General features: G+C 39.4%; 21 protein-coding genes. 12 read left to right on the plus strand and 9 right to left on the minus strand.

Annotation, left to right across the window (positions count from 1 at the left end; all coding sequences use genetic code 11):
* Positions 1 to 28: 28 nt before the first annotated feature.
* Genes hflC through CLW00_RS04735 form a run of 3 tightly spaced genes read right to left on the minus strand, consistent with a single transcriptional unit; the run spans position 29 to position 2,597 of the window.
* Entirely contained in the window at positions 29 to 967 is a 939-nt protein-coding gene (gene hflC / locus CLW00_RS04725; protein ID WP_106132499.1) for a protease modulator HflC, read from the minus strand.
* Positions 964 to 1,944: an FtsH protease activity modulator HflK gene (gene hflK, locus CLW00_RS04730; protein WP_106132500.1), complete on the minus strand. Its 981-nt coding sequence runs from the start codon at positions 1,942 to 1,944 to the stop codon at positions 964 to 966. The genes hflC and hflK overlap by 4 nt, the downstream gene beginning before the upstream one ends.
* Positions 1,945 to 1,988: 44 nt before the next feature.
* A complete protein-coding gene (locus CLW00_RS04735) occupies positions 1,989 to 2,597 on the minus strand; it encodes a cytochrome c oxidase subunit 3 (protein ID WP_106132680.1) in 609 nt (202 codons plus the stop codon).
* Positions 2,598 to 2,738: 141 nt separating this feature from the next.
* Between CLW00_RS04735 and mfd the strand changes: the two genes are divergently transcribed.
* The 4 genes from mfd to CLW00_RS04755 all read left to right on the plus strand — a co-directional run bounded on the left by mfd (position 2,739) and on the right by CLW00_RS04755 (position 11,611).
* On the plus strand, positions 2,739 to 6,092 hold the full coding sequence (gene mfd / locus CLW00_RS04740) for a transcription-repair coupling factor (RefSeq protein WP_106132501.1): 3,354 nt from the start codon (positions 2,739 to 2,741) through the stop codon (positions 6,090 to 6,092).
* A gap of 180 nt (positions 6,093 to 6,272) precedes the next feature.
* Positions 6,273 to 7,496 carry a gliding motility lipoprotein GldJ gene (gene gldJ, locus CLW00_RS04745; protein ID WP_106132502.1) on the plus strand — a complete coding sequence of 408 codons (1,224 nt, stop codon included), beginning with the start codon at positions 6,273 to 6,275 and terminating at the stop codon, positions 7,494 to 7,496.
* A 693-nt stretch (positions 7,497 to 8,189) separates the two neighbouring features.
* Entirely contained in the window at positions 8,190 to 10,613 is a 2,424-nt protein-coding gene (locus CLW00_RS04750; protein ID WP_106132503.1) for an alpha/beta hydrolase family protein, read from the plus strand.
* A gap of 677 nt (positions 10,614 to 11,290) precedes the next feature.
* Complete coding sequence (locus tag CLW00_RS04755) at positions 11,291 to 11,611, plus strand: four-helix bundle copper-binding protein (RefSeq protein ID WP_106132504.1); 321 nt, start codon at positions 11,291 to 11,293, stop codon at positions 11,609 to 11,611.
* A gap of 558 nt (positions 11,612 to 12,169) precedes the next feature.
* Here CLW00_RS04755 and CLW00_RS04760 read toward each other — a convergent pair.
* The gene (locus tag CLW00_RS04760; RefSeq protein WP_106132505.1) at positions 12,170 to 12,877 is read right to left on the minus strand and encodes a head GIN domain-containing protein; all 708 of its coding nucleotides are present in this window, start codon (positions 12,875 to 12,877) and stop codon (positions 12,170 to 12,172) included.
* Positions 12,878 to 13,306: 429 nt separating this feature from the next.
* On the opposite strand from CLW00_RS04760, the gene CLW00_RS04765 reads away from it, so the two are divergent.
* The 3 genes from CLW00_RS04765 to CLW00_RS04775 all read left to right on the plus strand — a co-directional run bounded on the left by CLW00_RS04765 (position 13,307) and on the right by CLW00_RS04775 (position 18,737).
* The gene (locus CLW00_RS04765; protein ID WP_106132506.1) at positions 13,307 to 16,600 is read left to right on the plus strand and encodes a VPS10 domain-containing protein; all 3,294 of its coding nucleotides are present in this window, start codon (positions 13,307 to 13,309) and stop codon (positions 16,598 to 16,600) included.
* 180 nt (positions 16,601 to 16,780) lie between these two features.
* Complete coding sequence (locus CLW00_RS04770) at positions 16,781 to 17,839, plus strand: IPT/TIG domain-containing protein (RefSeq protein ID WP_106132507.1); 1,059 nt, start codon at positions 16,781 to 16,783, stop codon at positions 17,837 to 17,839.
* Between the two features lie 403 nt (positions 17,840 to 18,242).
* Positions 18,243 to 18,737 (plus strand): very short patch repair endonuclease, encoded by a 495-nt coding sequence (locus CLW00_RS04775; protein ID WP_106132508.1) that lies wholly within the window; start codon positions 18,243 to 18,245, stop codon positions 18,735 to 18,737.
* Positions 18,738 to 18,846: 109 nt separating this feature from the next.
* Here CLW00_RS04775 and CLW00_RS21605 read toward each other — a convergent pair whose 3' ends face one another.
* The gene (locus CLW00_RS21605; RefSeq protein WP_245917167.1) at positions 18,847 to 19,098 is read right to left on the minus strand and encodes a hypothetical protein; all 252 of its coding nucleotides are present in this window, start codon (positions 19,096 to 19,098) and stop codon (positions 18,847 to 18,849) included.
* 29 nt (positions 19,099 to 19,127) lie between these two features.
* Here CLW00_RS21605 and CLW00_RS04785 point away from each other — a divergent pair, with 29 nt between their 5' ends.
* The 5 genes from CLW00_RS04785 (at position 19,128) to CLW00_RS04805 (ending at position 21,804) form a co-directional block, all read left to right on the plus strand.
* Positions 19,128 to 20,471 (plus strand): amidohydrolase, encoded by a 1,344-nt coding sequence (locus CLW00_RS04785; protein WP_106132510.1) that lies wholly within the window; start codon positions 19,128 to 19,130, stop codon positions 20,469 to 20,471.
* Positions 20,472 to 20,769: 298 nt separating this feature from the next.
* Entirely contained in the window at positions 20,770 to 20,997 is a 228-nt protein-coding gene (locus CLW00_RS04790) for a helix-turn-helix domain-containing protein (protein ID WP_106132511.1), read from the plus strand.
* The gene (locus CLW00_RS04795) at positions 20,987 to 21,205 is read left to right on the plus strand and encodes a hypothetical protein (RefSeq protein WP_106132512.1); all 219 of its coding nucleotides are present in this window, start codon (positions 20,987 to 20,989) and stop codon (positions 21,203 to 21,205) included. The genes CLW00_RS04790 and CLW00_RS04795 overlap by 11 nt, the downstream gene beginning before the upstream one ends.
* 24 nt (positions 21,206 to 21,229) lie before the next feature.
* Positions 21,230 to 21,604, plus strand: coding sequence for a hypothetical protein (locus CLW00_RS04800; protein ID WP_106132513.1), 375 nt, complete (start codon positions 21,230 to 21,232; stop codon positions 21,602 to 21,604).
* 5 nt (positions 21,605 to 21,609) lie between these two features.
* A complete protein-coding gene (locus tag CLW00_RS04805) occupies positions 21,610 to 21,804 on the plus strand; it encodes a helix-turn-helix domain-containing protein (RefSeq protein WP_281257413.1) in 195 nt (64 codons plus the stop codon).
* Between the two features lie 31 nt (positions 21,805 to 21,835).
* Here CLW00_RS04805 and CLW00_RS04810 read toward each other — a convergent pair whose 3' ends face one another.
* Genes CLW00_RS04810 through CLW00_RS04825 form a run of 4 tightly spaced genes read right to left on the minus strand, consistent with a single transcriptional unit; the run spans position 21,836 to position 26,793 of the window.
* Positions 21,836 to 22,219 carry a response regulator gene (locus CLW00_RS04810; RefSeq protein ID WP_106132514.1) on the minus strand — a complete coding sequence of 128 codons (384 nt, stop codon included), beginning with the start codon at positions 22,217 to 22,219 and terminating at the stop codon, positions 21,836 to 21,838.
* Complete coding sequence (locus tag CLW00_RS04815) at positions 22,216 to 24,459, minus strand: sensor histidine kinase (protein WP_106132515.1); 2,244 nt, start codon at positions 24,457 to 24,459, stop codon at positions 22,216 to 22,218. Before CLW00_RS04815 ends, CLW00_RS04810 begins: the two co-directional genes overlap by 4 nt.
* Complete coding sequence (locus CLW00_RS04820) at positions 24,459 to 25,538, minus strand: HpaII family restriction endonuclease (RefSeq protein ID WP_106132516.1); 1,080 nt, start codon at positions 25,536 to 25,538, stop codon at positions 24,459 to 24,461. The genes CLW00_RS04815 and CLW00_RS04820 overlap by 1 nt, the downstream gene beginning before the upstream one ends.
* Positions 25,522 to 26,793, minus strand: a complete 1,272-nt coding sequence (locus CLW00_RS04825; RefSeq protein WP_106132517.1) for a DNA cytosine methyltransferase — start codon at positions 26,791 to 26,793, stop codon at positions 25,522 to 25,524. Before CLW00_RS04825 ends, CLW00_RS04820 begins: the two co-directional genes overlap by 17 nt.
* Between the last annotated feature and the right edge of the window lie 41 nt (positions 26,794 to 26,834).

A 26,834-nucleotide genomic window follows, 5' to 3' on the forward strand; every position in this document is an offset into this window, starting at 1 on the left:
CTCCGTTTTTAGGCGGAGCTCTAAAGGATTAATTTATTTTTTTCAGGTATTTGAAGAATTCAGAATCTGAAGAAAATATCAGACTTGTATTTTCATCAAGTGCTTTTTCAAAACTCTCCATAGAACGGACAAACTTATAAAACTCTATGGATTGCCTGTTTTTGTTATAGGCAGCTGCATAGGTGTCTGTCGCTATCGCGTCGGCGCGTCCTTTGATTTCCTCAGCTTCTCTGAAGGCTTCAGATTGTATCTGCGCTAGATCCCTTTCCTTATCACCTTCAATTTTTCTGGCTTCTCCTTGTCCTTCGGAGCGAAACTGATCAGCGATCCTGTTTCTTTCACTTATCATCCTGTCGTATACCCTGTCACGAACTTCATCTACATAATTCATTCGCTTAAATCTAAAGTCCAATATCCTTACCCCTAAATCAGAGGTTCTTTCGTTGGCTTTTTCCAATACGATTTTCTCAATATTTGCCCTGCCTACAGATATATCTTCCAGGATTTCAATTTCTTCCATAAAATCTTCTGTGATTTCAGGAGCACGGTTTCTCGACCTTACCAAATCCAAAAGGTCATGACTTGCCACGGCATTTCTGGTTTCACCGTCTAGGATATCATCCAATCGGGATTGAGCAGACCTTTCATCTCTCAATCTGATAAAGAACTGTAGAGGATTGGTAATCTCCCATCTTGCGTAGGTATCTACGAAAATAAACTTTTTGTCTTTGGTAGGCACCTGATTTTGGTCGCCATCCCATTCCAAGTATCTTTTGTCAAAGAACTGTACTTTCTGCAATACAGGAACTTTGAAATTAAGACCAGGGGATGTTCTAGGTTCTCCTACAGGTCTACCAAACTGCGTGACTATTGCTTGTTGAGTTTCATCTAAAATGAAAATGCTGCTGTATGCGACTATGGCCACTACAGCTATTAGAATCAATGTGATTGTCTTGGCTGCGTTCATGGTGTTGTAGCTGGTTTTACTTTATCAATATTCAATAAAGGCAACACATTGTTTCCTTTATCATCCACTATTATTTTGTTGCCCAATTTTGGGAGGACCCTTTCCATGGTTTCCAGGTAGAGTCGCTGTTTGGTTACTTCAGGAGCTTTGATGTATGCTTCATATAGGTTATCAAACCTCGTGGATTCACCTTGTGCACGGTTGACCCTGTTGAGAGCATATGCTTCAGCAAGCTGTATGGTCTCTAAAGCCTCACCTCTTGCACGTGGAATAACCCTGTTGTACTCAGCTTCTGCCTGATTAATAAGTGTTTCCCTTTCTTGTTGGGCCTCATTTACTGCATTGAAAGAAGGTTTGACTGGCTCGGGAGGGTTGACATCCTGCAGTACTACTTGATCGATTCGTATTCCGTTTTCGTATTCATCACACATTTCCTGAAGCAATACTTCCACACTTGAAGCCACTTCCTGACGGCCTACTGTCAGTACTTCGTTGACAGTACGGTCTCCAACAATCTTTCTCATTGCAGCTTCAGACATGTCCCTTAGAGTCTTGTCCGCATTTCTTACACGAAATAAGTATTTGTAAGAATCTACAATCCTATATTGGACTACCCATTCCACATCAGTGAGGTTTAAGTCTCCTGTCAACATCATGGATTCTTCTCCATAGGTGCTTTTGACATACTCAGATTGTCTACCTGCGCTGGTTGTTCTAAAACCAAACTCCTGCTTCAACTGTCTCTGTACTGGAATTTTGTACATACTCTCTAATCCAAAAGGCAAAATGAAGTTCAATCCCGGTTGCACTGTCCGGTTATATTCGCCGAGTTGTACGACAACTCCTTCTTCTTCGGGTCCTACCGTCTTGGTACTGGTCACGGCTCCAGCCAAAAGTAAAAACCCAATCACAATCCGTAGGGCATATTTTTTTACCCAATCAGGATCAATATTGATTTCATATCGGTTATCTGACATTTTTTATTATTTATTTTAACTATTAATTATTGCTTGATTCGAACTCAAAAGGTAAGGACAAAAATCATAAAGAGCACCAACCAAATCAAATCCATGAAATACCAGTAGAGCGTAAAAAGCTGTATCCTCATCTTTTCGAAAGGGTTTGTCAGCATGATAATTTCCTGAATCTCATCCTTTTCCTTTTTTTGATATTGCAGCACCATGATAAGCGCAAAAACCATAGCCCCGCCAAGGTGAAATAAATGAATGCCGCTTAAAACATATAAAAAACTTCCTTTTGGTAGGCCAGCAAAGTCTATCCCCATTGAAGTCAATTCCTTCCACCCTATCACTTGAAGTACGCAGAAAGCCACTCCCAGCCAAAAAGTTAACATCAGTGATTTGCGAAGCTCTCTGATTGATTCCTGCAAATAAAACTTAAGCATCTTTGAAACGGTGTACCCTGAAATCAAAATGATAAACGTACTCATTATAAAAGACTTCGGCATCCTAAAACCAATTGCATCCATATTGGTCGGGCCTGTAGCTAGGAAAGCGATTGTCATGAACAAAAAGATCAACCCACTACCAAACATGCCCAAGTACATCAAGGTCTGATAAGGGTGTAAATTCTCAATTTTTTGAAACCAAGTTTGCTCCGTTTTTTCCATATTTGCTTTGCTACAATCTTTAAACATTTTAATCCGTACTAGGTTCAGCTTTTTTAAATACAATTTGGTAATGGGCTCCTGCAGGTAGAAAATGAATCATTTTTCTAACTTTACGCCTTCATATAGAAATTCACGCATATTTTGGAAAAATCAGCCTTTCTTTCCTTATACGAATCAGATCCTTTTATTCAGACGCTCATCTCTAAACTCAACAAAGGTGTAGCTTCATCCTTTCAGTTTAAGGGAATGTCGGGCAGTCTGGACCTCATTCTTTTTTCTACTATTTTCAGAAAAAAAGGAGGTTTCCACCTTATCGTAGCTCATGACAAAGAGGAGGCAGCTTACTTGAACAATGATTTGCAGGAACTCCTGGGAGCTCAGACTACTCTCCTTTTTCCCTCCAGTTACAAAAGGCCGTATCAGTATGAAGAGATAGAAAACGCCAATATCCTCATGAGGGCAGAAATCCTCAATCGAATCTTGGCCAGGGAAAAAGATTCCGAAATCATCGTGACTTATGCTGAAGCACTCTATGAAAAAGTAATCAACAAGCGCTCTCTTTCAGAAAATACCCTCAAAGCGAGAGTGGGTGAAAAAGTAGACTTGGAATTTATATCCGAACTGTTGTCCACCTATGATTTTGAAAAAACAGATTTCGTATTTGAGCCAGGCCAATTTTCGATTAGAGGGGGAATTGTAGATATATTCTCTTATGCCAATGAACAGCCGTTTAGGTTGGAGCTTTTTGGAAAAGAAATAGAAAGCATCAGGACTTTTGATCCTGAGACGCAGCTATCTATCGAGAGTATTGATCAAATCAGTATCATTCCCAATATTCAGACTAAGTTTCTTCAAGAAATTAGACAGTCTTTCTTAGATTTTCTTCCAGAGGAGACTTTTGTCTGGTTCAAAGATTATCAATTTAGCCTCGATACTTTAGATGAGCATTTTTCTAAAGCAGAACAGTCGTTTCATCAAATTGTCAAGGCTCATAACAGTGCTAAATTATTGTTGAAACCTTCAGACTTATTTGATGATTCGGGGTCATTTTTAAAAAGTGCAGAGAAATTTATCAAGGTTGAGTTTGGCCATAAGTTTTATATAGAAGAGGCTGAGGTGTTTGAGTTTGATTCTCAGCCGCAGCCTTCATTCAACAAAAACTTTGAGCTTTTGGTGGAAAACCTTGTGGCAAATGAGCGGAAGGGATGGTTAAACATTGTCTGTTCGGAATCAGATAAGCAAATCAACAGGCTTGAAAACATTTTTCAGGAATTGGATCCTACGCTTCAAGTTCAGTCTTTACTCATAGGTCTAAGGGAAGGGTTTGTAGATCGAAATCTTCGCATAGCATGCTACACAGACCATCAGATTTTTGAGCGCTACCACCGCTACAAGACCAAAAGCAAGGCGAGCAAATCAAAAGCCCTTACTCTCAGGGAAATCAAAGCCTTACACCCGGGCGATTTTGTAGTCCACATAGATTATGGCGTGGGTCGTTTTGCAGGATTGGAAAAGGTGGATGTAAATGGTAAGCTGCAAGAGGCTGTGAGGTTGGTGTTCAGGGACGATGACCTTTTGTATGTCAATATCCACTCTATACATAAGATTTCGAAATATTCCGGTCAGGAAGGCACAATTCCCTCCATGTCCAAACTGGGATCGCCTGAGTGGGAAAACAAAAAGAAAAAGGTAAAAGGCAAAGTCAAAGACATCGCCAAAGAGCTTATTGCCCTTTATGCCAAAAGGAAAAGTGCCCCCGGATACCAGTTTTCCCCGGATTCGGTTTTGCAGGTGGAACTTGAAAGTTCTTTTGTATTTGAAGATACACCTGATCAGGCTTTGGCGACGGCAGATGTCAAGACCGATATGGAAAAACCATACCCCATGGACCGCTTGGTTTGTGGAGATGTTGGTTTTGGAAAAACAGAAGTCGCAATCAGGGCAGCTTTCAAAGCACTGAATGATAGGAAACAGGTCGCCATTCTCGTGCCTACTACCATTTTGGCCATGCAGCATTACCAGACTTTCAAAGAAAGACTAGGTGATTTTCCGGTAAAAGTTGAATACATCAATAGGTTCAGGACAGCCAAAGAAATCAAGGAAATAGCCAAGCAAGTCAATTCAGGTGAAATAGACATCCTTGTAGGCACACACCGTATCGTCAACAAAGATGTCAAATTCAAAGATTTGGGTCTTTTGGTGATAGATGAGGAGCAAAAGTTTGGTGTAAAAGTCAAAGACCAGCTCAAGGAAATGAAAGTCAACGTCGATGTGCTTACTTTGACGGCAACACCGATTCCTAGAACCCTGCATTTTTCACTTATGGGAGCCAGGGATTTGTCTGTAATAGCCACTCCTCCTCCCAATAGGCAGCCGGTTACCACCGAAATTCACACTTTTGAGGAGGAGGTCATCCGTGATGCTGTTGCTTATGAATTGAGGCGGGGAGGTCAGGTCTTCTTTGTTCACAACCGAGTCGCTGAGATAGATTCCATCGCCAATTTAATCATGCGCTTGGTTCCTGATGCCAGAATCGCCGGTGCCCATGGACAGATGGATGGCAAAAAGCTGGAGAAAATCATGGTGAAATTTATAGAAGGTGAATATGATGTGCTGGTGTCTACCAATATCATTGAATCAGGACTGGATATTCCCAATGCCAACACCATTATTATCAACAGAGCGCACATGTTTGGCCTCAGTGACCTGCATCAGATGAGGGGACGAGTAGGCCGAAGCAATAAAAAAGCTTTCTGTTACCTTTTGACAACACCCACATCGGGACTTACTCCAGAGGCCAGAAAGAGGCTTCAAACATTAGAGGAGTTCTCGGATCTTGGAGATGGCTTCAAAGTGGCGATGAGAGATTTGGATATCAGAGGGGCTGGAAATATGCTTGGAGCCGAACAAAGCGGGTTTATTACCGACTTGGGTTTTGATATGTACCATAAGATTTTGGACGAGGCTGTTCAGGAACTGAAAGAAAATGAGTTTGCAGAATTGTTTGAGGTAGACCTCAAAGAAAAGGTCGAAATACTTGTGCAGGATTGTGTGATAGAGACCGACTTTGAGCTCTTGATTCCTGAGACTTACGTTTCCAACATTTCCGAAAGGCTAAACCTTTATTCAAAGTTGGACAATATCAAGACCGAAGATGAACTTCAGCCTTATATCAAATCTATAAAAGATAGGTTTGGACCAATCCCCGATGTAGTAGAGGATTTGTTTGAAACAGTCCGCTTGAGATGGATTGCTGAGAGCCTTGGTTTTGAAAAACTTGCCTTGAAAAATGGTGTGATGAAATGTTATTTTGTGCCTTCGTCAAAAGAAAGTTATTATAAGTCAGATACTTTTGGCAAAATCATTCGTTTTGTTCAGACCCAACATAAAAGTTGTAAGATGAAGGAATATAAGAACAGGCTGATTCTCAATATTTCAGGGGTAGATAGCATACAAAAAGCAAAGAAATGGCTGGATGACATGAAAAAAGGGTAAAAAATATGAAAATTTTAATGGCAGGATAATTGCTTTTAGGGGAAAGATATTTGTATTATCCTGGGAATTTTAGCCATATCCATCTATTTCAAGCTTTTGGCTATAAAAAAAATTCTTTGGGATAAGATATTAATGATTATATATTAGCGTTCTCATTGTGCACAAAAAACAGTAATGTAAATGGTTTTTCGAAAAAGTAATTTAGGGATGATAGCAGCAATGTTGCTGATCGTTGGCGGTGCCATCCTTTCTTCCTGCAACAGACAACCCGGCTATGGCCGAAGAACCGCAAATAAACCTGGCAAAGCAAGTGCTTCTACAGGTTCTGATTTCAGTAAAGACATCAACGATAGCTCCAAGTTTTATGTAGCTAAATTTGCAGAACAAAAAATTGGTCCAAGGTTGAAATATATCCAAGGTGGCCGTACAGTTTTGGGTTCTCAGGAACAAGATGTCATGGGATTCAGGGATAACCTGGAAAGAACTGTAACCATCGCTTCTTTTTACATGGATGAAACAGAAGTCACCAATGTGGATTACAGGGAATTTTTGTTTTACATGAGCAAAAATGTGAGTGCTGATTCCATCCAAAAGCTTGAACCAAAAGAGCATGTTTGGGCTGGTGCCATGAACTACAACGATCTTTACGATACCTATTATTTCAGATTTCCTGGATTCAACTTTTATCCTGTAGCAGGTGTTTCTTGGACTCAGGCCAATTCTTATTCTAAGTGGAGAACTGAATTCGTATCGAATATCATCAGAGAACAAAATAATGTAGATTCTACCCTTTCCAAAAGACAATTGGTCGAAAGAGGTGTAGCTATCGCAGAGTATAGACTTCCAAGTGAAGGTGAGTGGGAATATGCTGCAAAAGCCATGATCGGTACACAGTATATGGACGAAAACCAAGAAAATGGAAGAATCTATCCTTGGGATGGCAGAGGTGTTAGGAATCCATACAATATCAAGAGAAAAGGTAGACAAGGTGATTTCCTTGCCAACTTCAAAAGAGGTAGAGGTGATTATGCAGGTATAGCAGGTAGCAAAACCAATGATGGTGAAATCCTTCCAACCAACGTATATGACATGCCTCCGAATGATTTTGGTCTTTACCACATGGCTGGAAATGTGAATGAGTGGGTAAATGATGTTTACCGTCCACTTTCCTTTCAGGATTTTGATGACCTCAACCCATCCAGATATGATGGTATTTATGATGAAGAAGAATCTTATACTACTATGCTGATCACAGATGAGTTTAGGGTATTCAAAGGAGGTTCTTGGAGAGATGTTGCTTATTGGTTGACTCCAGGAGCGAGAAGATTTACTCATCAGGATTCAGCGACCAACCATATTGGTTTTAGGTGTGCGATGATCTCAATTGGCGCAAAAGGAAAATAATCCAAATGAATAGTATAAAAAAAGGAAGCTCAAAAGGCTTCCTTTTTTGTTTATAGGGGCTTGTGAAAGGAGAAAGGATGAGGGAGGAAAGAGGAAATGGTGTATGTAGATGGAGGGTGGTGTTCAAGATACGAGAAGCGAGAAGCGAGAAAAGTGAACCTTAGGTGAAAGTTGGTTTTTCAAGGTCAAAGGTAGAGGGCAGACCCTGCCAAAGCACCAACTTAACTTTTAACATTTTTAACCTTTAACAAATTTTTTCTGACGCCTGAACAGCGGAACCTATATGAAATCAGAATATAGCAATCCTTTCCAAAGCAAAAAAGGCAACACTCTGGCATACTTTTATTTATAGCCATTACGGTTAAAAGTTTCCTTCTGTCTTACCTCCTACCAATGACAAAATTGTAGGGATCGTCACTCTGGGTAAAGGGAAGAGTCTCCTAGTCTAAAAGATAGGAGATGCCCAGCAATGCTGCTGGACAGGCTTTCAACTCCGCAAGCCTGCCTACACGAGGTAGGCTCCGTTCAGGATGACGTACACCAACTGTCATTCCCTTTTAGTAAATGCCTAATTACTTCTCAATGACCTCTATTTCCCCCGACCACCTATTTTTTTAAACCAAAAAGATAATTTCGGGCTTTTATATAAATAAGATCATGTAATTTCAAGCTAGATTCAAAATTTAAAACCCAATGAAAAATATCTTTAAGATCAGCTTCTTTGCAAGCTTTTTTTGTTTCCTCGCTTTTGCTGAGGCACTTGCCCAAGAGCCACTAAGCTATCAAAAACCCCCAAAGGAAATTGAAGAACTTGCAAATGCACCACTCACTCCTTTTGTCAACTTTACACGCTCTGGAGATAAAATGCTCCTACTGGAAAGACCTGGCAGTCCTTCTATTGAAGAACTGGCTCAACCAGAATTAAGACTTGCAGGTATCCGAATCAATCCTGCGACAAATGGCCCGAGCCGTTCTACATCAGTGGATAATGTCAAAATTAAAAATGTCTCTTCTGGAGAGGAAACTGAAGTCAAAGGACTTCCTTCTAATCCACGTTTGGGAAGTTTTTCCCTTTCTAAAGATGAAAGATTCCTTGCTTTGACCAACACCAGCAATACAGGAATCAGCCTGTGGGTGGTCGATATAGAAAGTATGGAAGCTAAGAAACTTACGGATGAAATTGTAAACGGCGTTTACGGAAGTGATATTTCTTGGACGGCTGACAATCAGATCATATTCAAAGGCATCAACCCAAACAGAGGAAATAAGCCGGATTCTCCATTGGCGCCTGTAGGCCCAACCATCCAGGAGACTGCAGGAAGTGCTGCTCCTTCCAGGACATACCAAGATCTTTTGGGCAATCCATATGACGAAGCTCTTTTTGCATTTTTTATGGACTCTCAGGTCATGAAAGCTGATTTGGACGGCAATTTGACTGCTATTGGCAACAGTGGTTTGATCAAATCAATCAGCACTTCTCCTGATGACCAATATATCATGGTGGATTTGATACAAAAACCATTTTCGTACTTGGTGCCTGCTTCTAGATTTCCTTATCATGTGGAGGTGTGGGACCAAAATGGAAACAAAGTCAAAACTATCGCCGAAGTTCCACTTGATGAAGTCCGACCTACAGGATTTGATGCCACAGTGACAGGTCGAAGATCTATCAATTGGAGGGCAGATAAGCCCGCCACTTTGTATTGGGTAGAAGCCCAAGATGGTGGTGATCCAAAGATGGAAATGGAAGAAAGAGAAATTGTTTACATGCAGGATGCCCCTTTTACCTCCGATCCAGTGAAGTTGGCAAGTTTGGGATACAGATATAGAGGTATCTATTGGTCTGACGATAACTTTGCCTTGCTCAACGAAGGCTGGTTTGCCAGCAGACAACAAAAGATCTCTCGTATCAATCCATCCAAGCCTGGAGAAAAAGGAGATGTGATCATTGAAAGGTCTTCAGATGATATTTACAATGACCCAGGTTCGCCGGTATTTACCAGCAATCAATATGGAAGAAATGTGATTTTGAGAAAAGGAGATGAGGTATATATGACTTCCGAAGGAGGTTCGCCGGAAGGAAGTATGCCTTATTTGTCTGCATTTGATACTAAAAAGAAAAGTGAAAGAATTCTGTGGAGGTCTCAGGCACCTTATTATGAAAGGGTAGTGAAAGTATTGAGTCCTGATGCTACAGAGTTTGTGACACTGAAAGAAAGCACTGACATTCAGCCTAACTATTGGGTTGTCAATACTAAAAGAAGAATAGCACCAAGACAACTTACCGAGTTTGCCCATCCATACGAGTCTATCAAGGGGATCAATAAGCAATTGGTACAGTACAAAAGAAATGATGGCCTTAACTTATCCGCTACAGTGTACACACCTGAAGGTTATGAGCCAGGAAAAGATGCACCTTTACCGGTTGTGATGTGGGCATACCCTAGAGAATACAAATCTGCCGCTGTCGCAGCACAAGTCAGAGGTTCCAAATATACCTTTACCCGCATCAGTTGGGGATCACCTATTTTCTGGGTCACCCAGGGATATGCTATCATGGACCAAACAGAAATGCCGATTGTTGGCGAGGGTGATGAAGAACCGAACGACTTCTTTGTTGAGCAGCTTGTGGCAAATGCCGAAGCGGCTATTGATTTTATCGTGGATGCAGGAATAGGGGATAGAAACAAAATTGCTGTTGGAGGTCACTCCTATGGAGCATTTATGACAGCTAACCTGCTTTCTCATTCAGATCTTTTTGCTGCAGGAATCGCCAGAAGTGGAGCCTACAACAGGACCCTGACTCCTTTTGGATTCCAGTACGAACAAAGGACATATTGGGAAGCGCCAGAGGTGTATAATACCATGTCACCATTTATGAATGCCAATAAAGTGAAAACGCCTATTTTGTTGATTCATGGAGAGGCAGATAACAATTCGGGTACTTTTCCAATCCAATCAGAGCGATATTACAATGCTTTGAAAGGCCATGGAGCCACTACCCGATTGGTATTTCTTCCGCATGAAAGCCATGGCTATGCTGCCAAGGAATCCACGTTGCACACCCTTTGGGAACAGCATCAGTGGTTGGAGAAGTGGGTTAAGGGGAGAGAGTAGAGGTTAGAAAGGATGAAGGATGAGGGAGGAAGGATGAAGTGGGCGAGATGTAGGTTTAAGTTTCGGTTTGTGAAGACACGAACCGAGGCCTTGCCATTGTAATGACCCTGAAAGGGTCAAATATCTATTAGCCCCGGGTTGCTACCCGGGGTTTAAAAGGTATAAAAGCGTTTTGATTTTGGCTGAGAAAATGATGAAACTGGAAAAAGCTTTCCGCCAAAACAGGTATGGGATAGAAATGCAGGATACTTCATCCGTAATTTAAGGTTTAAGTTTCGGTTTGTGAAGACACGAACCGAGGCGTTGGGATGAAGGTGAGAAGCGAGAGATTAGAAATAAGAAAAAAGAGCCAAGAAACAAGATCAAAGTCGGTCTTGGTTCTTGGCTTTTTTTGCTACATGAAAGAAACAAAGTTGAAATACAATAGAAATGAGGTTCTATTTTTTTTAAGTTGTGGCCATAGAGTCCATTTATTGATAAAGGTGAAGCTGTCTTCTAGAAAACTATATCTACTGCATTTCTACATTAATTCTATTCTCAATTAGGGGAAATTATGCCTATTTGTTTGAATCTACCATGTCTACCTATGCATAAATCCATATTTAGGCAATGGAATGGTCTTTGCAATTATTTGGTGAATTAATGAATAGATTTTTAAACTCAAAAACACAATCACCATGAAACGTAACGAATTGATTACCAAACTTCAGGAATGTGCTAACGCATGTTTTCATTGTGCAGATGCCTGTCTTCAAGAAGAAGATGTGAGTCATATGAGAGACTGTATCCAAACAGATCAAGTCTGTGGATCAGTATGTCTGACTACAAGCAAAGTACTATCCGGCAGTTTCAAGGAAGTAAATGACCTGATTAAATATTGTGCAAAAATCTGTGGAATATGTGCCGATGAATGTGCCAGTCACTCCCATGATCATTGTCAAGCTTGTGCCAAGGCTTGTCAGGAATGTAAAGAAGCTTGTTTGGCTTATTTGAATTGAGGATAAATGGATACAAGCTTCGCGATATAAATGGATATATGCCTTCGGCGATATAATTTCCCAGCATCATACCGTATTTGATAGAGATGAGACGTTGGCTAGAAACAACAAGAAGCAAGATGGATTTTCTTGCTTCCTTGTTATTTTTTATAGATTACAGTCATTGATTGAAATTTTGTACAAATACACTTCGTAAAAAATGCCATGCCTACGCCAGGTAATCCTACGGTGATATAAATCCTTAGACTATAAGACCTGATTTATAGGATTGAAGCTGTCTTCTATAAAGTTATTTCTACCATATTTCAATTTATATCTATCGTATTTCTATTCCACACGGTTTTTCTAAAGTCAAACCTGTTTTGATTGCATTGAAGCTGTCCTATAGAAAATTATTTCAACTGGGAAATATCCCAAAACTGCCAAGTGCCAAATTCATCCTTCATCCTTTTCTAATCCCTGCTACCCACTCGATCTCAAATCTAAATTCTAAAATCTAAAATTTCTCGTCACTCGCTTCTTGTTTTCATCCCTCTTCCTTCCTCTTTCATCCTTGCTTCAGTTCCTACTCACCTTCCCTATACCATTCACATTTTCGTGTATCACAGTTGGGTTGCCGGTGTAGCTTACCTGGCCGATACCGTTGACTTCTAGAGAAAGCTCATCTTCGCAGTGTACGGAGACTTTTCCGATGCCCGAACTGATTAGGTCTACTTTTTGGACGATGAGCTTGGAAGCATCAATATTGCCGATTCCCTCATTGAGCAGAGACATTTCTCGGGCAGCACCTTTCAGTGTCAGGCTGCCTACAAAATTGAGGTCTGCATCCAAAAACTCAGCTTCCAGTTCAAGGTGAACTTTTCCTACACCTCTGCCTATCAATCTGAAGTCTTCCAAATCGAGGGATCCTACTGTGGTGATATTTCCAGCTCCCTCAAACTCCATTTCGCTGAGATCAGCAACAGTCAGGTTTACCTTGGCTCCTTTTTTATTGAATGTGCGGCTGTCTTTTTCGCTGATGTTAAGTTCTAAAAGGTCACCTCTTTGCCTTACCTCAATCAGGGAAATCAATTCTGGATTGCCTTCAATAGTCAGAGATTCTTGATCCCCTTGGCTGATATGCAGGTTGAAAACTCCATTGACCTTCAATCGGGATACCCCTTCAATATCAAAGGATTCGGTGGTCTGTTCTCCCTTTTCCTCCGATGACTCACAGGCCATCAGTGAAAGCGCCAAAAAGGCTACTAAAATTAGGTTAAACTTCATAAGTGTACGGGTTTGATACGATTACAAGGTAATTTAGAAAAAAGCAGGAAAAAGCAATATGTCATCTCCTGAAATTACTTGATACTTTTTTAATTGTTTTTTGTCACTTTTTCAAATTGAATATCCCTTATAAATAAATATGATTATCCGCAATCATGCCACTAATCAATTAAACGAGGCTTTTTTGGCAAAGGGATACTAATAGATATTGGTTCGAAATCAGAGGTTAATTCTATTAATTAGATTCTACTGGTATGAAAGCGGATATACATATAATTAAAATACCCATCCGAATACAAAATCAGGTGTAAACAATTTTTTAACACCAAACATGTCACCAAACCGTTTACCACAAATTTGGCGATTTTTTGATCCCATTGATCTAGATTAAAAGAACTGTAATGTAAGTCTTACCAAAACCAACAATCTATGAGATACTCTAAAAAACACTTTTCTTGGCTCATGACCTTTATACTTTGTGGGTTAAGCACTGTATTGTTTGCCCAAAGAAGAGAAAGCACTACTCCTGCTGCTGTAGATGAACTCTTTTCCGAGACAACTTTTCGCGGGCTGCAGCTCCGTGGCATTGGTCCGGCATTCATGTCAGGGAGGATAGCGGATGTGGCTATTGACCCGACCAATGAAAGCACTTGGTATGTAGCGGCTGGTTCCGGAGGCGTTTGGAAAACGATCAATGCAGGAGTGACATTTACTCCAATTTTTGATGAACAAGGCTCGTACTCTATTGGCTGTGTAACCATTGATCCATCTGACCCGATGATCATTTGGGTGGGTACCGGAGAAGAAGGTGGAGGACGACACTTTGGATTTGGTGACGGTATTTACCGCTCAGAAGATGGTGGTACCACGTGGGAAAAACGTGGCTTACCAGATTCTGAACACATTGGGAAAATCATCGTCCACCCAGACAATAGCGACGTGGTATTTGTGGCTGCGCAAGGTCCCTTATGGAGTGCCGGTGGTGAAAGAGGCTTTTACAAAAGTACGGATGGTGGTAAAAACTGGAAAAAGACCTTGGGTGACGATCAGTTCACAGGTGTAGGGGATATCGCCATAGATCCAAGAAATCCTGACAGAATCTATGCGGTTACCTGGCAACGCCAACGTACCGTTGCGGCCATGATGGGTGGAGGAGTTAAAAACGGCATTTTCAGAAGTGAAGATGGTGGAGAAACATGGATACAATTGACCAATGGTCTTCCTTCCGGTAAAATGGGAAAAATAGGACTGACTATCTCGCCGCAGCAACCGGATGTGGTCTACGCTGCCATAGAACTTGATCGAAGAACAGGTGGTACCTGGCGATCTGCTGACCGGGGTATGAATTGGGAGAAAACATCGGATGTGGTGGCCAGTGCCACAGGTCCACACTATTACATGGAGCTCTTTGCCTCTCCTCATCAATTTGACCTGATCTATATGATGGATGCCAGTATGAAATACTCTTCCGATGGAGGGAAAAATTGGCACATCGTCAACAGGGATCATATCCATGGTGATTTCCATGGCATGGCATTCAAAAAAAGCGATCCCAACTATGTGATGCTGGCGACTGACGGCGGACTTTATGAAAGTTTTGATCTAGCCAAAAATTGGAGATTCATGCCCAACTTGCCGATTACCCAGTACTACAAAGTCTCTCTCGATGATGCTGAGCCATTTTACAACATCTACGCCGGGACACAAGATAATGGAACGCACGGAGGACCTTCGCGTACGGACAATGTGCAGGGAATGCAAAACTACGACTGGAAACTTGTACTCAATTGGGACGGTCACGCCACAGCCACCGAGCCAGGCAATCCGGATATCGTCTATGCCGAACGCCAACAGGGTACCCTCAGCAGATTGGACATGTCTACCGGTGAAGTAGTGGATATTCAGCCTCAGGCCGGTGAAGATGATCCGCATGAGCGGTATAACTGGGATGCGCCCATTCATGTGAGTCCGCATTCTCCTAGCCGACTGTATTTTGCATCATACCGTGTATGGAAATCCAACAACCGTGGCGATAGCTGGGAAGCGATTAGTGATGACCTTACCAGGGGTGAAGATCGCATGAGTTTACCTATTATGGGGGCCACCCAAAGTTGGGACTCGCCATGGGATGTTTTTGCAATGTCAAATTACGGGACCATTACAAGTTTATCCGAGTCGCCTTTGGTGGAAGGACTTATCTACGCAGGCACAGACGATGGGCTGTTACAAGTCACCGAGGATGATGGCAAAAGCTGGCGTGCGGTAGAAGTAAGCAGTATGGGTGTTCCTGAAAGGGCCTTTATTAATGACATCAAAGCAGATTTACATGATCCAAATACAGTATATGTTTCTTTGGATAATCATAAATATGGCGACTACCGTCCGTTTGTGGTAAAAAGTACAGACCGTGGACGTACCTGGCAAATGATCAAAGGAAACCTGCCTGACAAACTGATGGTTTGGCGATTGGTGCAGGATCATGTAAAACCTGAACTGCTATTTATCGCTACTGAGTATGGCTTGTATTTTACCATCAATGGTGGCGGACAGTGGACCAAGCTTGAAGGAGGCGTTCCAACAATCTCTTTTCGGGATTTAGCAATTCAAAAGCGAGAGAATGATCTGGTGGGAGCATCTTTTGGACGAGGGTTCTTCATTTTCGATGATTATAGTGTCCTTAGAGAAGTCAGTACTGCTTCACTTCAAAAAGAAGGCTCACTTTACTCTACCCGTAAAGCATTGTGGTATATCCCTCGCTCACATTTGGATTTCAGCAAGCCAAAAGGTACGCAAGGCGCTTCCTATTATGTTGCCCCAAACCCTGACTTTGGTGCTGTTTTTACCTACCACCTGAAAGATGGTTTGCAAACCAAAGCGGAAATGAGACAAGCCATAGAAAAACCCCTTACGGCTGCCGAACGTGACGTACCTATGCCAAGTTGGGAGGAAAGAGCAGCTGAAGAGATTCAGGTAAAACCCGGCATTTTCATACTTGTCCAGGATGCCGCTGGTAATGTAATCAGGCGTGTAGAAGGTCCGACAAAAAAGGGCTTTCATCGCATCTCATGGGACTTGCGGTATCCGGCACCTACTGCATTAAGCATCCATGGCGGCCAATCGAATGAAGAAGGTCTTATGGTCGCCCCTGGAACTTACACGGCTACACTCTACAAAAGTGAAGATGGTGTCACTACGGCTTTGGATGACCCAATCACCTTTGAAGTTGAGAGATTGTATAAGGGAGCGCTGGAAGGGGCTCCAGAAAAAGAAGTGGCGGATTTTTGGCGTTCGTATGAAGCAACAGCAAAAAATGCTTCAGCACTTGACATCAATATAGACCGAAGTATAAAAACAGTGGATGCCATGCGCAAGGCCTTGCAGCATTCTACTGCCAAACCTGGCCCTATCGATCAGAAACTCCATGACTTGCGAAATGAACTCTACAATTTACATATGGAGGTATATGGCAATCCGGCGAAACTACAAGTCGGTGAAAAAACCCCGCCTACTATCGGTGAGCGGCTATTTGCAGTAAACCGGGGAATTTCGACTTCTCTCTATGGACCTACCGAAACTTCCAAACAAACCCTGCAAATTGCCAACAAGCAAATTCAAAAAGCAGCTGAACAATTAAGCAAGCTCAATGAGTCCCTAGCAGATATAGCATCAGAAATGAAAAATGCAGGTGCTCCTTATATCGAAGGCATGAAGTGGCCGAATTAATGTTTGTGTTAACTTAAATGTTGATAAAAAGGCCTCTCAAATTTGAGGGCCTTTTTTTTATGCTTGGCGGCATAAGAATATCATTATCCTTTTTAAAAGCTTAAAAATATTTTCCCTCTGGGTAGATACAATGGATTCAAAAAAAATATACATTTAGCGGGTTTTATTTTCCTCTAATTTATGCGCCTTAAGCTTCTCTTTGCCGGCATGTTATGCTTGCTTTTTGTCTCCTGTGAAAATGAAATCGATGAAGTACAAAAGGAGCCAAAGGTCCAGACCTTGAATGCAGATGTGATTGTAGAGGGTGGCGTAATACTTCACGCAGAATTAAGCAATCCTGCAAAGATTTCAGATCATGGCTTTCTTATTTCTGAAGACGGCATCACCTGGAATTTAACACTTTTCAAATTACGGTTAGGTAAACCTGCACAAGCGGGAGCGTATCGTTATGAACTCGACAATCTTATTTATCCGGGTAAAAAGTATTTCTACAAAGCTTTTATTGATACAGATCAAGGGCTGAAATATGGTGCAATTAAGTCTTTTGCTTCCCAAGGTAGTAAAGATCCTATCATTCTTAAAGTAGACCCTGAAATGGCCCATTTGGAAGACTGGATAAGCATACATGGAAAAAATTTGGGCGTAGACCCTTCGTTTACCAATGTACTCTTTGGTGATATTGCCACATTTTATTGGAATGTTGTTTCAGACACGCTCATCGAAGCCTTAATTCCTGCCAAAAGTTGGAACACGATCAACTACGAGGATCTCTACGAATACAATACGAATACTAATACATGGAAAAAACTATCCAATCTGCCACAGGGTCTAAATAGTAGGTCTAAGGCTTCAGCAGTAGTTCTGGGTGAATATGCTTATATCTTCGGCGGAGCTCTGGATACTGGTATGACGGGGCTTTATCGCTATGAAGCAGCAAAAGACAGTTGGGTTATTTTAGCCCAAGTTCCTGATGCGATCTCATCTCAAACTGGTTTTACTTTGAATAATAAAATATATTGTGCAACTGGCTCCCCTGTTGGAGGTGGAGCCAGTCCGGATGTTTGGATTTATGATCCACTCAGCAATACTTGGGAAATGGGTGCTACAGTAGGTAAAATAGGAAGATACCGCGCATTTTCATTTGTAATCAATGGTCAGGCTTATGTAGGAGGAGGAGAAGGACAAGGGCAAGGGTGGAATGCCTCCTTCATCAAAGAGTTTTTCAAATTGAAAAAGTAGCTTCATAATCAAGTTTTGATTAGAATTTAGCAGAAAGAACCCATTCAAAACATTCAATGCCTAGGTGCAATCAAGAGGATACTCATATAATGTATTAAAAACAAAACACATGGTAATATAGGTAGCCTTAGTCCTCACTTGTTGAAGCTCAATCTGGAAGTCGACAGAATTCATTAGCCAATGAAAAAGCATTATTACCGACCCCTATCAATACGAAGTGAAATCGACCTTTTTAGCGAGTGATTGGCTGTATCCGAGAGCCTGAAATGATTCTGGATGTATTGAAGTGGATGATTGGTGATTAATTCAAGTCGACCACATATTAGTCGTCCCTGGCTGCCAAAAGAAAGAGTTCATCCAACATCCGTCACTATTTTTTCTTAAATTCACTTTCCTCAAATCCATGCCCAAAAAGTCTAAGCCCATAGTAATAAAATCTTATCCGGAACCAAAAATCAAGGTACCCAGATTTTCGGAGGAAGCAGGGTTTTATACCACCAAGCAGCGCTCTTTCAATATGGCCAGGGTCAAGGGCAAAGACACCAAACCCGAAAAACTGCTCAAAAAAGCCCTTTGGCATGCCGGTGTAAGGTATCGAAGCAACAAGCAAAAACTCCCTGGAAAGCCTGACATCAGCCTGATCAAATACAAGTTGGTGATTTTTGTAGATGGGGCATTCTGGCATGGATATGACTGGGAAAACCGCAAATCCACCATCAAATCCAACCAGGATTTCTGGATTCCAAAGATCGAGCGCAACATGCAAAGAGACCGGGAAATCAACCACTACTACCGATCCAAAGGCTGGACAGTACTTCGGTTTTGGGATTTTGAGGTGAAGCAGGAGTTGGGGAGCTGTGTGAAGAGGGTGGTGGATGTATTGGTTTTGTCCATATAATCAAAAATCAATAGATTTAAACATGGGCAACCTAAACCAGAAAACTACGCTTTTCCCAATCTTAGACCTACAAGAGTTCCAGGCCAATAACCTGGAAGGGCTTTGCATCTTAGATCATAGCATTCAGGGCAAGCATATTATTGAAACTCCCCATAAACACGATTTCTTTGGAATCCAGACGCTTACTTTCTATCAGCAGTATCTCAGTTAAGGAGTTGGCCTTTGAATTAGGCTTTCGGGATCCAGCCAATTTCTCCAAGTTTTTCAGGGAAGAAACAGGGCTTTCACCAAGCGATTTTCGAAAAAAGTGATAAAATTCACCTGATTTGGCCTGAATTTTATCACTCGTTTTCTTCTTCAATTCCTAATTTTGACTATAAACTTTCCATTATGTCAAACAAGCAGCTCAACAGAAGAAATTTCCTTTCGCAGACCATCGCACTTACAGGTGCAGGTTTACTTTCTCCTACTTTTGGATTTGCCGACAGTAACAGCCACAGGCATCCAAACCATCCACTTTCCAAAATCACTTTTAAAAATGTAAAGCTGGAAACTGGCTTTATCAGGGATGAGGTCGAAGTCATTGCCACAGAAACCAAGCTTTTCCTGGTAGTGGTGGAAAATGGAAAAATCACTGAAATTCTTCCGAATAATTCTGCGGCTGATGCCATTGACGCCCAAGGCTATTTGATGTTGCCCGCTATGAAGGACATGCACATCCACTTGGACAAAACCTATTACAGCGGACCATGGAAGGCAAGGGAAAGTAAATTCCGAACTGTCAAAGAGCTGATCGAACATGAAAAGGAGGTAATTCCCACACTTTTGCCCCATTCAACGGAGCGGGCCAAAAAACTGGTTGAACTGCTGCATTCCCAAGGAACCGATTTCGCCAGAAGCCATGTCAACATAGAGCCTACCTCTAAGTTGGATTCTTTGAAAAATCTCCAAAAAGCCTTGGAGGCCAAAGAAGCTGGTTTTGGGGCGGAACTGGTAGCATTTCCCCAGCATGGCGTATTTTACTCAGGTTCGCAGGAACTGATGCGTGAAGCAGCAGGCATGGGCATAGACTTTATTGGTGGAGTGGATCCCTATTCTATAGATGGCCAAATTGAAAAGACGATGGACTTTACCGTACAATTGGCATTGGATTATCATAAAGGCCTAGATATCCACTTACATGAAACGGGAGAATCCGGTCTGAAAACAGTGCAGTATTTGATCGATAAGGTAAATGAAAACCCAAGCTTGAAGGGGAAGACTTATTTAAGTCATTGCTTTATATTGGGAGCCGTGGATAGCAAAACACTTGAAGCTACCTGTGAAGCCCTTGCAGAAGCGCAGATAGGAATCACCACCACGGTACCAATAGGTTACAATGTGATGCCCATACCCAAGCTGTTGGAGCATGGCATTCCTGTAATGGCAGGTACAGACTGTGTGACAGACCACTGGCAGCCATTCGGGACCGGCAGCATGTTGGATAAAGCCAAGACCATGGCTGAGTTGTATCGATACAACCATGAATTTGGATTGTCACGCTGTCTGGGCATAGGCACCAAGGGAGTTACGCCATTGGATAATGAAGGAAAACAAGTCTGGCCCAAGGTGGGGGATGAAGCCAGTTTTAACTTGATTGCTGCCTCCTGTTCTGCTGAAGCCGTGGCCAGGTTATCCCCGGTAAAGCAATTGTACCATAAAGGCAATTTGGTTTTTGAAAGCGGAGGTTGCTAGTGGGAAAGGGTTTTTTTGCTGTGAAGATTGAGCGCAATAGGCAAAGAGACCGGTAGATCAACCATTGCTAGCGATCCAAAGGTTGGACAGTGTTGAGGTTTTGGGGAGCTGTGTGAAGCGGGTTGTGGATCAAATTTCTAGGATTTAAAGATTTTTTGTTCAATATATTGAACATTTATTTTCTTTTTCTTAACTTTAGTAAATCAATTCAGCTATTAACTGTTCAAACTTTAAGTCAATCCTAGAGACTTAAATTCAATTAACTATTTTCGATATTCTTCAATTTTGACTAGAATTTATGACGAATATCGAATCTTTAGAAAAGAGGATAGCCTTAGCAGATGAAATAAGAAAAATTAGAAAAGCGAATAAGCTTTCACAAATGGAATTGGCTGAAAAAATGGGAATTGCTAGATCTACAATTTCAAAAATTGAAAACGGGGAATTTGCTTTCAGTGTAGATTATTTGATCAAACTAGCTGATCACCTAAATTTTAAAATCAAACTTGAAAAAAATGAAACTTGATTTATGGTTCAGAAGATTCCTTGATTTACCAGAAAATGAATTGAAGGAAAGCATTCATCAACTTTCAAGAGATGAAATAATCAATTGGCTATGCTGGAATGACAAAAATGGAATATATCGCGACAAAGACTCTCTTGCCGAATTTGGAAACATGATGACATTGGAAGAAGGTAGAGAAATTATGATAAGACAGATTTTACAAGGATAAATTTCAAAAATCAAATCAAAACCTATGGACAATCTAATTCAAAAAATAGAAACAATTTGTAAGATAGATCATGAAAATGAAGAAATCATGGTTTTCGAAAAGACAATTATTGATCTTTTTTCATTTGTAGGAGAAGGTATTTACGATTTCCAGACAGAAAGCCATATAAAGCCATTTTGGTATGGCACGTCCTATTCTAAAGAATGGCATAATGAGGTAAAATTAAGGTTTGATGAAGAGGCTTGGGCTGGAATATTTTTATCAAAGTGGACTAAGGCTGAGGAAATATTGGAGAATATAAAAGAGCAGAATATTGGACTAGAAGATTATGTAATTAACCCATCTCAAAATTGGATACAATTGGAATTTGATGTTAAGTATCAGATGGGGATTTATTAAATATCATCAACCCCCATTTTCAATTTTTTTTCCTCAAAAAAGAAAAAGGCCTGTCCCAAGAAGAACTGGCCGAAAGGTCCGGATTAAACAGACCCTATATCTCAGGAATAGAACAGGGGAAGAGAAATGTATCGTTGGAGGTGATGGAGAAGTTGGCGGGGGCGCTGGGGGTAGGGATTGGGGAGTTGGTGGATTTTTAAAATAAATTTTGACAATAAGAAATGTTTGATTTTAAATATTGGGAAAAATAAACTCTTTTATTCTATCTTCCACAGAAGCTCTGTTTGTTACGTATACATTTCGCATACTTCCAATCAAATTATTCAGATCTACATTTTGGTCTTGAGAGTAAAAGAGAATCGGAATGTTATCTAAATGTTCCTCCTCCCTGATTTGTGCGATATATTTATCACCGTTAAATGGTTCCATATGATAATCCATCACAATTAAATCAAAAGGATACATCATAAATATTTGTTCTAAATCCTCACCATTTAATTGAGGTAAAACAACTAAATTGATATCGTATTTTGTCGCAAGGATAGATAAGTTACTTGTAACTATATGCGACCAATTCTGCATATCGTCAATCCAAAGAATAAATTTGTGTCTCATATTATTATTTTAAATGTTATACCATTATCTGAATTATTTTGAACATCAATATTTCCCTTTAAGTTACTTACAATTTGTTTAACGTGATAAAGACCTAATCCTGAACCATCTGTTGTTGTATACCCAAAGTCAAAAATACGCTTGATGTCTTTCGGATTAATTCCTATTCCATTGTCTTTAAACTCAAAAATTAATTTACCCATATATTCAGTTAAACTAATTAATAACCTATCTGACTTAGCTTTCCTTGAGTTAACTACAAGATTATCAATAAGAATATTGATTTCTATAGGTTTGAATTTTTTTACAATTTCGTTCTTGACATTGTTTTCAAATACGATTTCTAAACTTTTATTATTAACAGAAGGTAAGATATTAGAAATATATTCTGCAAGATAGTTGACAATGTCTACTTCTAATTCTTCTGTTTTTAGTCGGAAATTAGCTTTGGTAGCAAATTCTGAGATGTTTTGGATTTTATTGGCTTCAAAGCTTATTGACCTAATTATCTCTATTAAATCATCTCTTGTGATTTCAATATTTCTGCTGAGTTTTAAGGAGATGTTTTTTAAATAAGAATTAATTGTCTGTGCATAAATTCCTGCATGATGCATAAAACTTAAAAGATCATCAAAATCTTGTGAACGAACAGATTTTAAAAAAAGATTTTGGGTTTCTTTTTCTTTAATTTCCTTTTCTTTCTCTTTTATCTCTTCTTCTGCTATTTCAGCAATAATTAATGCATCATCCAGAGTAGATTTTACTTTCTTAATTTTTGAGATTAATTCCTTATTATCTGTTTCTCTCGCAATATTTTCAATTGATTTTATTAGCGTTAAAGCATTTTCATTTTCATTTTGTGTATCTGTTAAAAGTGATATTAAATTTGAATTGAAATCAAAAGTAACATCTTCATCAGAGTTTTTAATCTTTAAAAGAGACCTGATTATTTTGATTTCTAAATTCTCAATGTCTGAATAACCCTTTGTATCAATTCCATACTTGTAAATACTTAACCAAAATGATTCAAGCTTTTCAACTACATCAATAAAGTAGTCTAATAATTGATGGTAGGCTTGGTTCTTTATTAAACCACCATCTCTACTTGTTGTCTCTTTAAAATCTTCATTCTCACCAATTATTTCTATTCTACCAATTAATTGTTGGGTACCAAGTCTGTCTCCAATACGAGACTGTTGTCTTTTATCAAGTTCAAAAGGGTCGGCTCCTGGTTCTCCATAAGGGTAAACTCTTATCCCGTTTTTATACAAGAAAACCGAACCATATTCAGTATTTCTAATCCCCATTGTTCTGGTAAAATTATTCTTGGCACTTCTATTTAAGTAGAACAATTCCACAAACAGATTATTTAGTAAAGGGTAGTTTTCATTATTTATTAATATTGAAAATAGCCATATTCCATTATTTGTAATTTCTGTCTTAATTTGCTTTCCATTTTGTGCGATTTCGGAGCGTATCTTAATTGTTTTTTCATTAAGAATATTTAATAAATTATTTGTGACTAGCCCATTGACCTTTCTGTTTGGAGCTTCTTGTTTTTGATCTAAATCAAGATATTCTTCAGCATTAATTTTTATTTCAAAAATTCTTTCTTCATTATTTTCAAAAGGATTGATTAGTTTTGATAAAGAATTTTTTAAACGTATAAGTTTTTCATAAGACCATTCCGAATCTGGTCTGATACCCGAAATCTCCAACAATGTACCGGAACTAAATATCAATGGGTTTTCATGTAATGTAGTATGACTAACCCCAATATTGATAAATTCATCTTTCGTATCTTGTTCAAAATTATCCCAATCAACTTGGATTTGTTCTGTTTTAGAGTTCTTTTCATCTTTTGTTGTTATCAAAAGAAGCTTTGAACCTAATTTATCACAAGAAAAACGACCAATCCCTTTTGCTCCTGCATAAAAAGTTTTACTCTGTATTCTATTTCTGTAGTCAATATCTTCGGTTCCATCTTTTTTTGCTGAATAAGCTACAAATAGCCACTTATTTAATAGGTCGTCATAATTCATCCCCTTACCATTATCGGTAATTCTTATTATGGCGTTAGATGTATTTATTTTTTCAAATTCAATTAAAACTTTTGTCGCATGAGCATCATATGAATTCTTAACAAGCTCAAAAATTGCAATGAAATCATCAGTAATTAAGTCTCGCCCAATTATATTCTTTAATCCCGAACTTATTCTAAATTGTAACTGATTTTCCATTATCTTAAAAACCTGATTTGTAAATTTAATTTAAACAATATTTTTTCACCTTCTCTATATAGAATGCCAAAATCATGTCTGGTACTACTTGCTGTTTCAAGCTTTGTATTATTTAACAAATAATCTTCAAATTCATTTCTATTATAAATGTGGTAACAAAGGACTTCGCCATCATCTTTGACGACTAAATATCCGCCTGTGGAATCCAATTGACCTGTCCACACTTTTGACGGCATCATTCCAAGAGCAACATCAGTTAAAAAACGTTTGATTTTATATGAATAGAATGGGTGTTTTGTTTCTGTATTAAATCCAAGTGGATTAATTTTTGAAACTTCATTTACCAAATCCAAAGTTTTTGAAAGCCCCGAAGTAAAGAAAAGATAAACTATTTCGGAAAGAATAATTGGCAATCCACTATCAATCAATGTTAAGTTGTTACCGAAGACAGAGCTTTCAGTTTCAATAAAAACCAGTGAACCAAAAATCTCCTTAATCTTTTCGATTCTATCTTTTATTTTACTTCTAGTATTAATACTGTTTACAGCTTCAATTTGGGCTTCAGATAAATCAACATTTTCTACTTGGTAAATAAAATTTGTAGTTCTGCCAGCATTTAATAGTGTTGAAGCATTTCCAAGTTGAGACTTTATGCTGAATCCCAGTTCAGGCATAGTACCTGTTCTTTGGTCGTGTATAACTATTCGAATATCACTTTTTACGGAGGATTTTGCTTTTAAAGAAAGGCAACTAAATGAATTTATAAAAGTCTCAATCTCAGGAATGGAAAATGTTGAAGAAGTTGTTTCTTTTAACTTGGAGAGTAAATAGAAGGCTTTCTCTTGAAATTCTATTAAAGGAATTCTAAATTCCTCATTAGCACCTCTAATTATCACCAAATCACGTTCATAACCATATTCATATGTTCCGTTTGATTCGTCACGTAAAATTTTAATGATAGGAAAAATAAGGCTTTCAATCTTTTTTAAGTTGCTGTCCCCAGCAAAGAGATTCTTATCCGATATAATTTTCAAAAGAGTGTAAATTTCACTCCACTCACCTTTATTTCCTGTTAGCATAAATTAATAATTTATCTATTATTTCTTTAGCCGTTGCCCTAATTGCGGGCACTGCAACGGAATTTCCAAATTGCTTGTATGCCGAGGCATCTGCTACAGGAATTAAAAATTCATCAGGAAAACCTTGCAATCTGGCCCATTCCCGAGGTGTCATTTTTCTGATGCCTTCTCTATTTACTTCTCCTTTAATGTGGGTAACAGGAGTAAAATCTTCCAACCTGTCATCATAGACAAGGTTTCTCTCTCTTCCCATTCCACCGCAGACTACCGCATTAGCAGTGCCATCATCTGGAATGATCTCATATCCAAATCCATTTCCCTTTGATAAATGTCTGTTTTTATGCTCCTTCAAAGTTTTAAGGTATTGAGTAGAAAGAAAATATTTAACAGAAACAGGTTCTACTTCCTTAACATCTTCAAAAGCAACTACCTTATCTAAGGGTTCGGGGTATTCAAAATGATCAATACCTAAATCACTTCTAAATCCTACTATAAAAATTCTTTCTCTATTTTGAGGAACTCCAAAATCTCGAGCATTCATTATTTGAGGTTCAGGAACATAATAACCCAAATCTTGCCTCAAGACATTTAGAATTGTGGCTAATGTCCTTCCTTTATCATGATTTCTTAAACCTTTCACATTTTCAAGAAAGAAAGCTTTTGGTTTTTTTCTTTTAATTATTTCGGCGACATCAAAAAATAAAGTTCCTCTTGTATCTTCAAAACCTCCCCTTCTTCCTGCAATAGAAAATGCCTGACAGGGAAATCCTGCACATAAAACTTCAAAGCCATCAGGTATGAATTGCTTAGTTTCTTCTTTTGTAATATCTCCAAAAGGCACCTCTCCAAAATTTGCAAAATATGTCTTTTTAGCTTGCTCATCCCATTCACTTGAAAAGACACACTTTCCTCCAAGGCTTTGCATAGCTAATCGAAAACCTCCAATTCCTGCAAAGAGGTCAATAAATCTGAATTGAGTATTCCCTTCCGGTTCTGCAAAAGTGGCTTCATTTCCGAATAAGGAATATTGGACAGCTTCTTCCGCTACTTCCCAGGAAAATTTTTCACCATGGACAATTTCAGAATATTCTTTATAGAACTTTACTGCTTCATTCTTAAACAACTGTTTGTCTAAATCATTAGACTGTAAATAATGAGTGAAGGCTGCTTTGCCAATGGCACCATTTTCAGCCTCATTTAACTTCATTTTTTTACCGAACACGTCATCAATTTCAAACTTCCTTTCTAATTCCATATTGGCAAATACTCTGAATTTATAACTAGACTAATAATTGA

This window comes from Mongoliibacter ruber (assembly GCF_003003005.1).
Classification (GTDB): domain Bacteria; phylum Bacteroidota; class Bacteroidia; order Cytophagales; family Cyclobacteriaceae; genus Mongoliibacter; species Mongoliibacter ruber.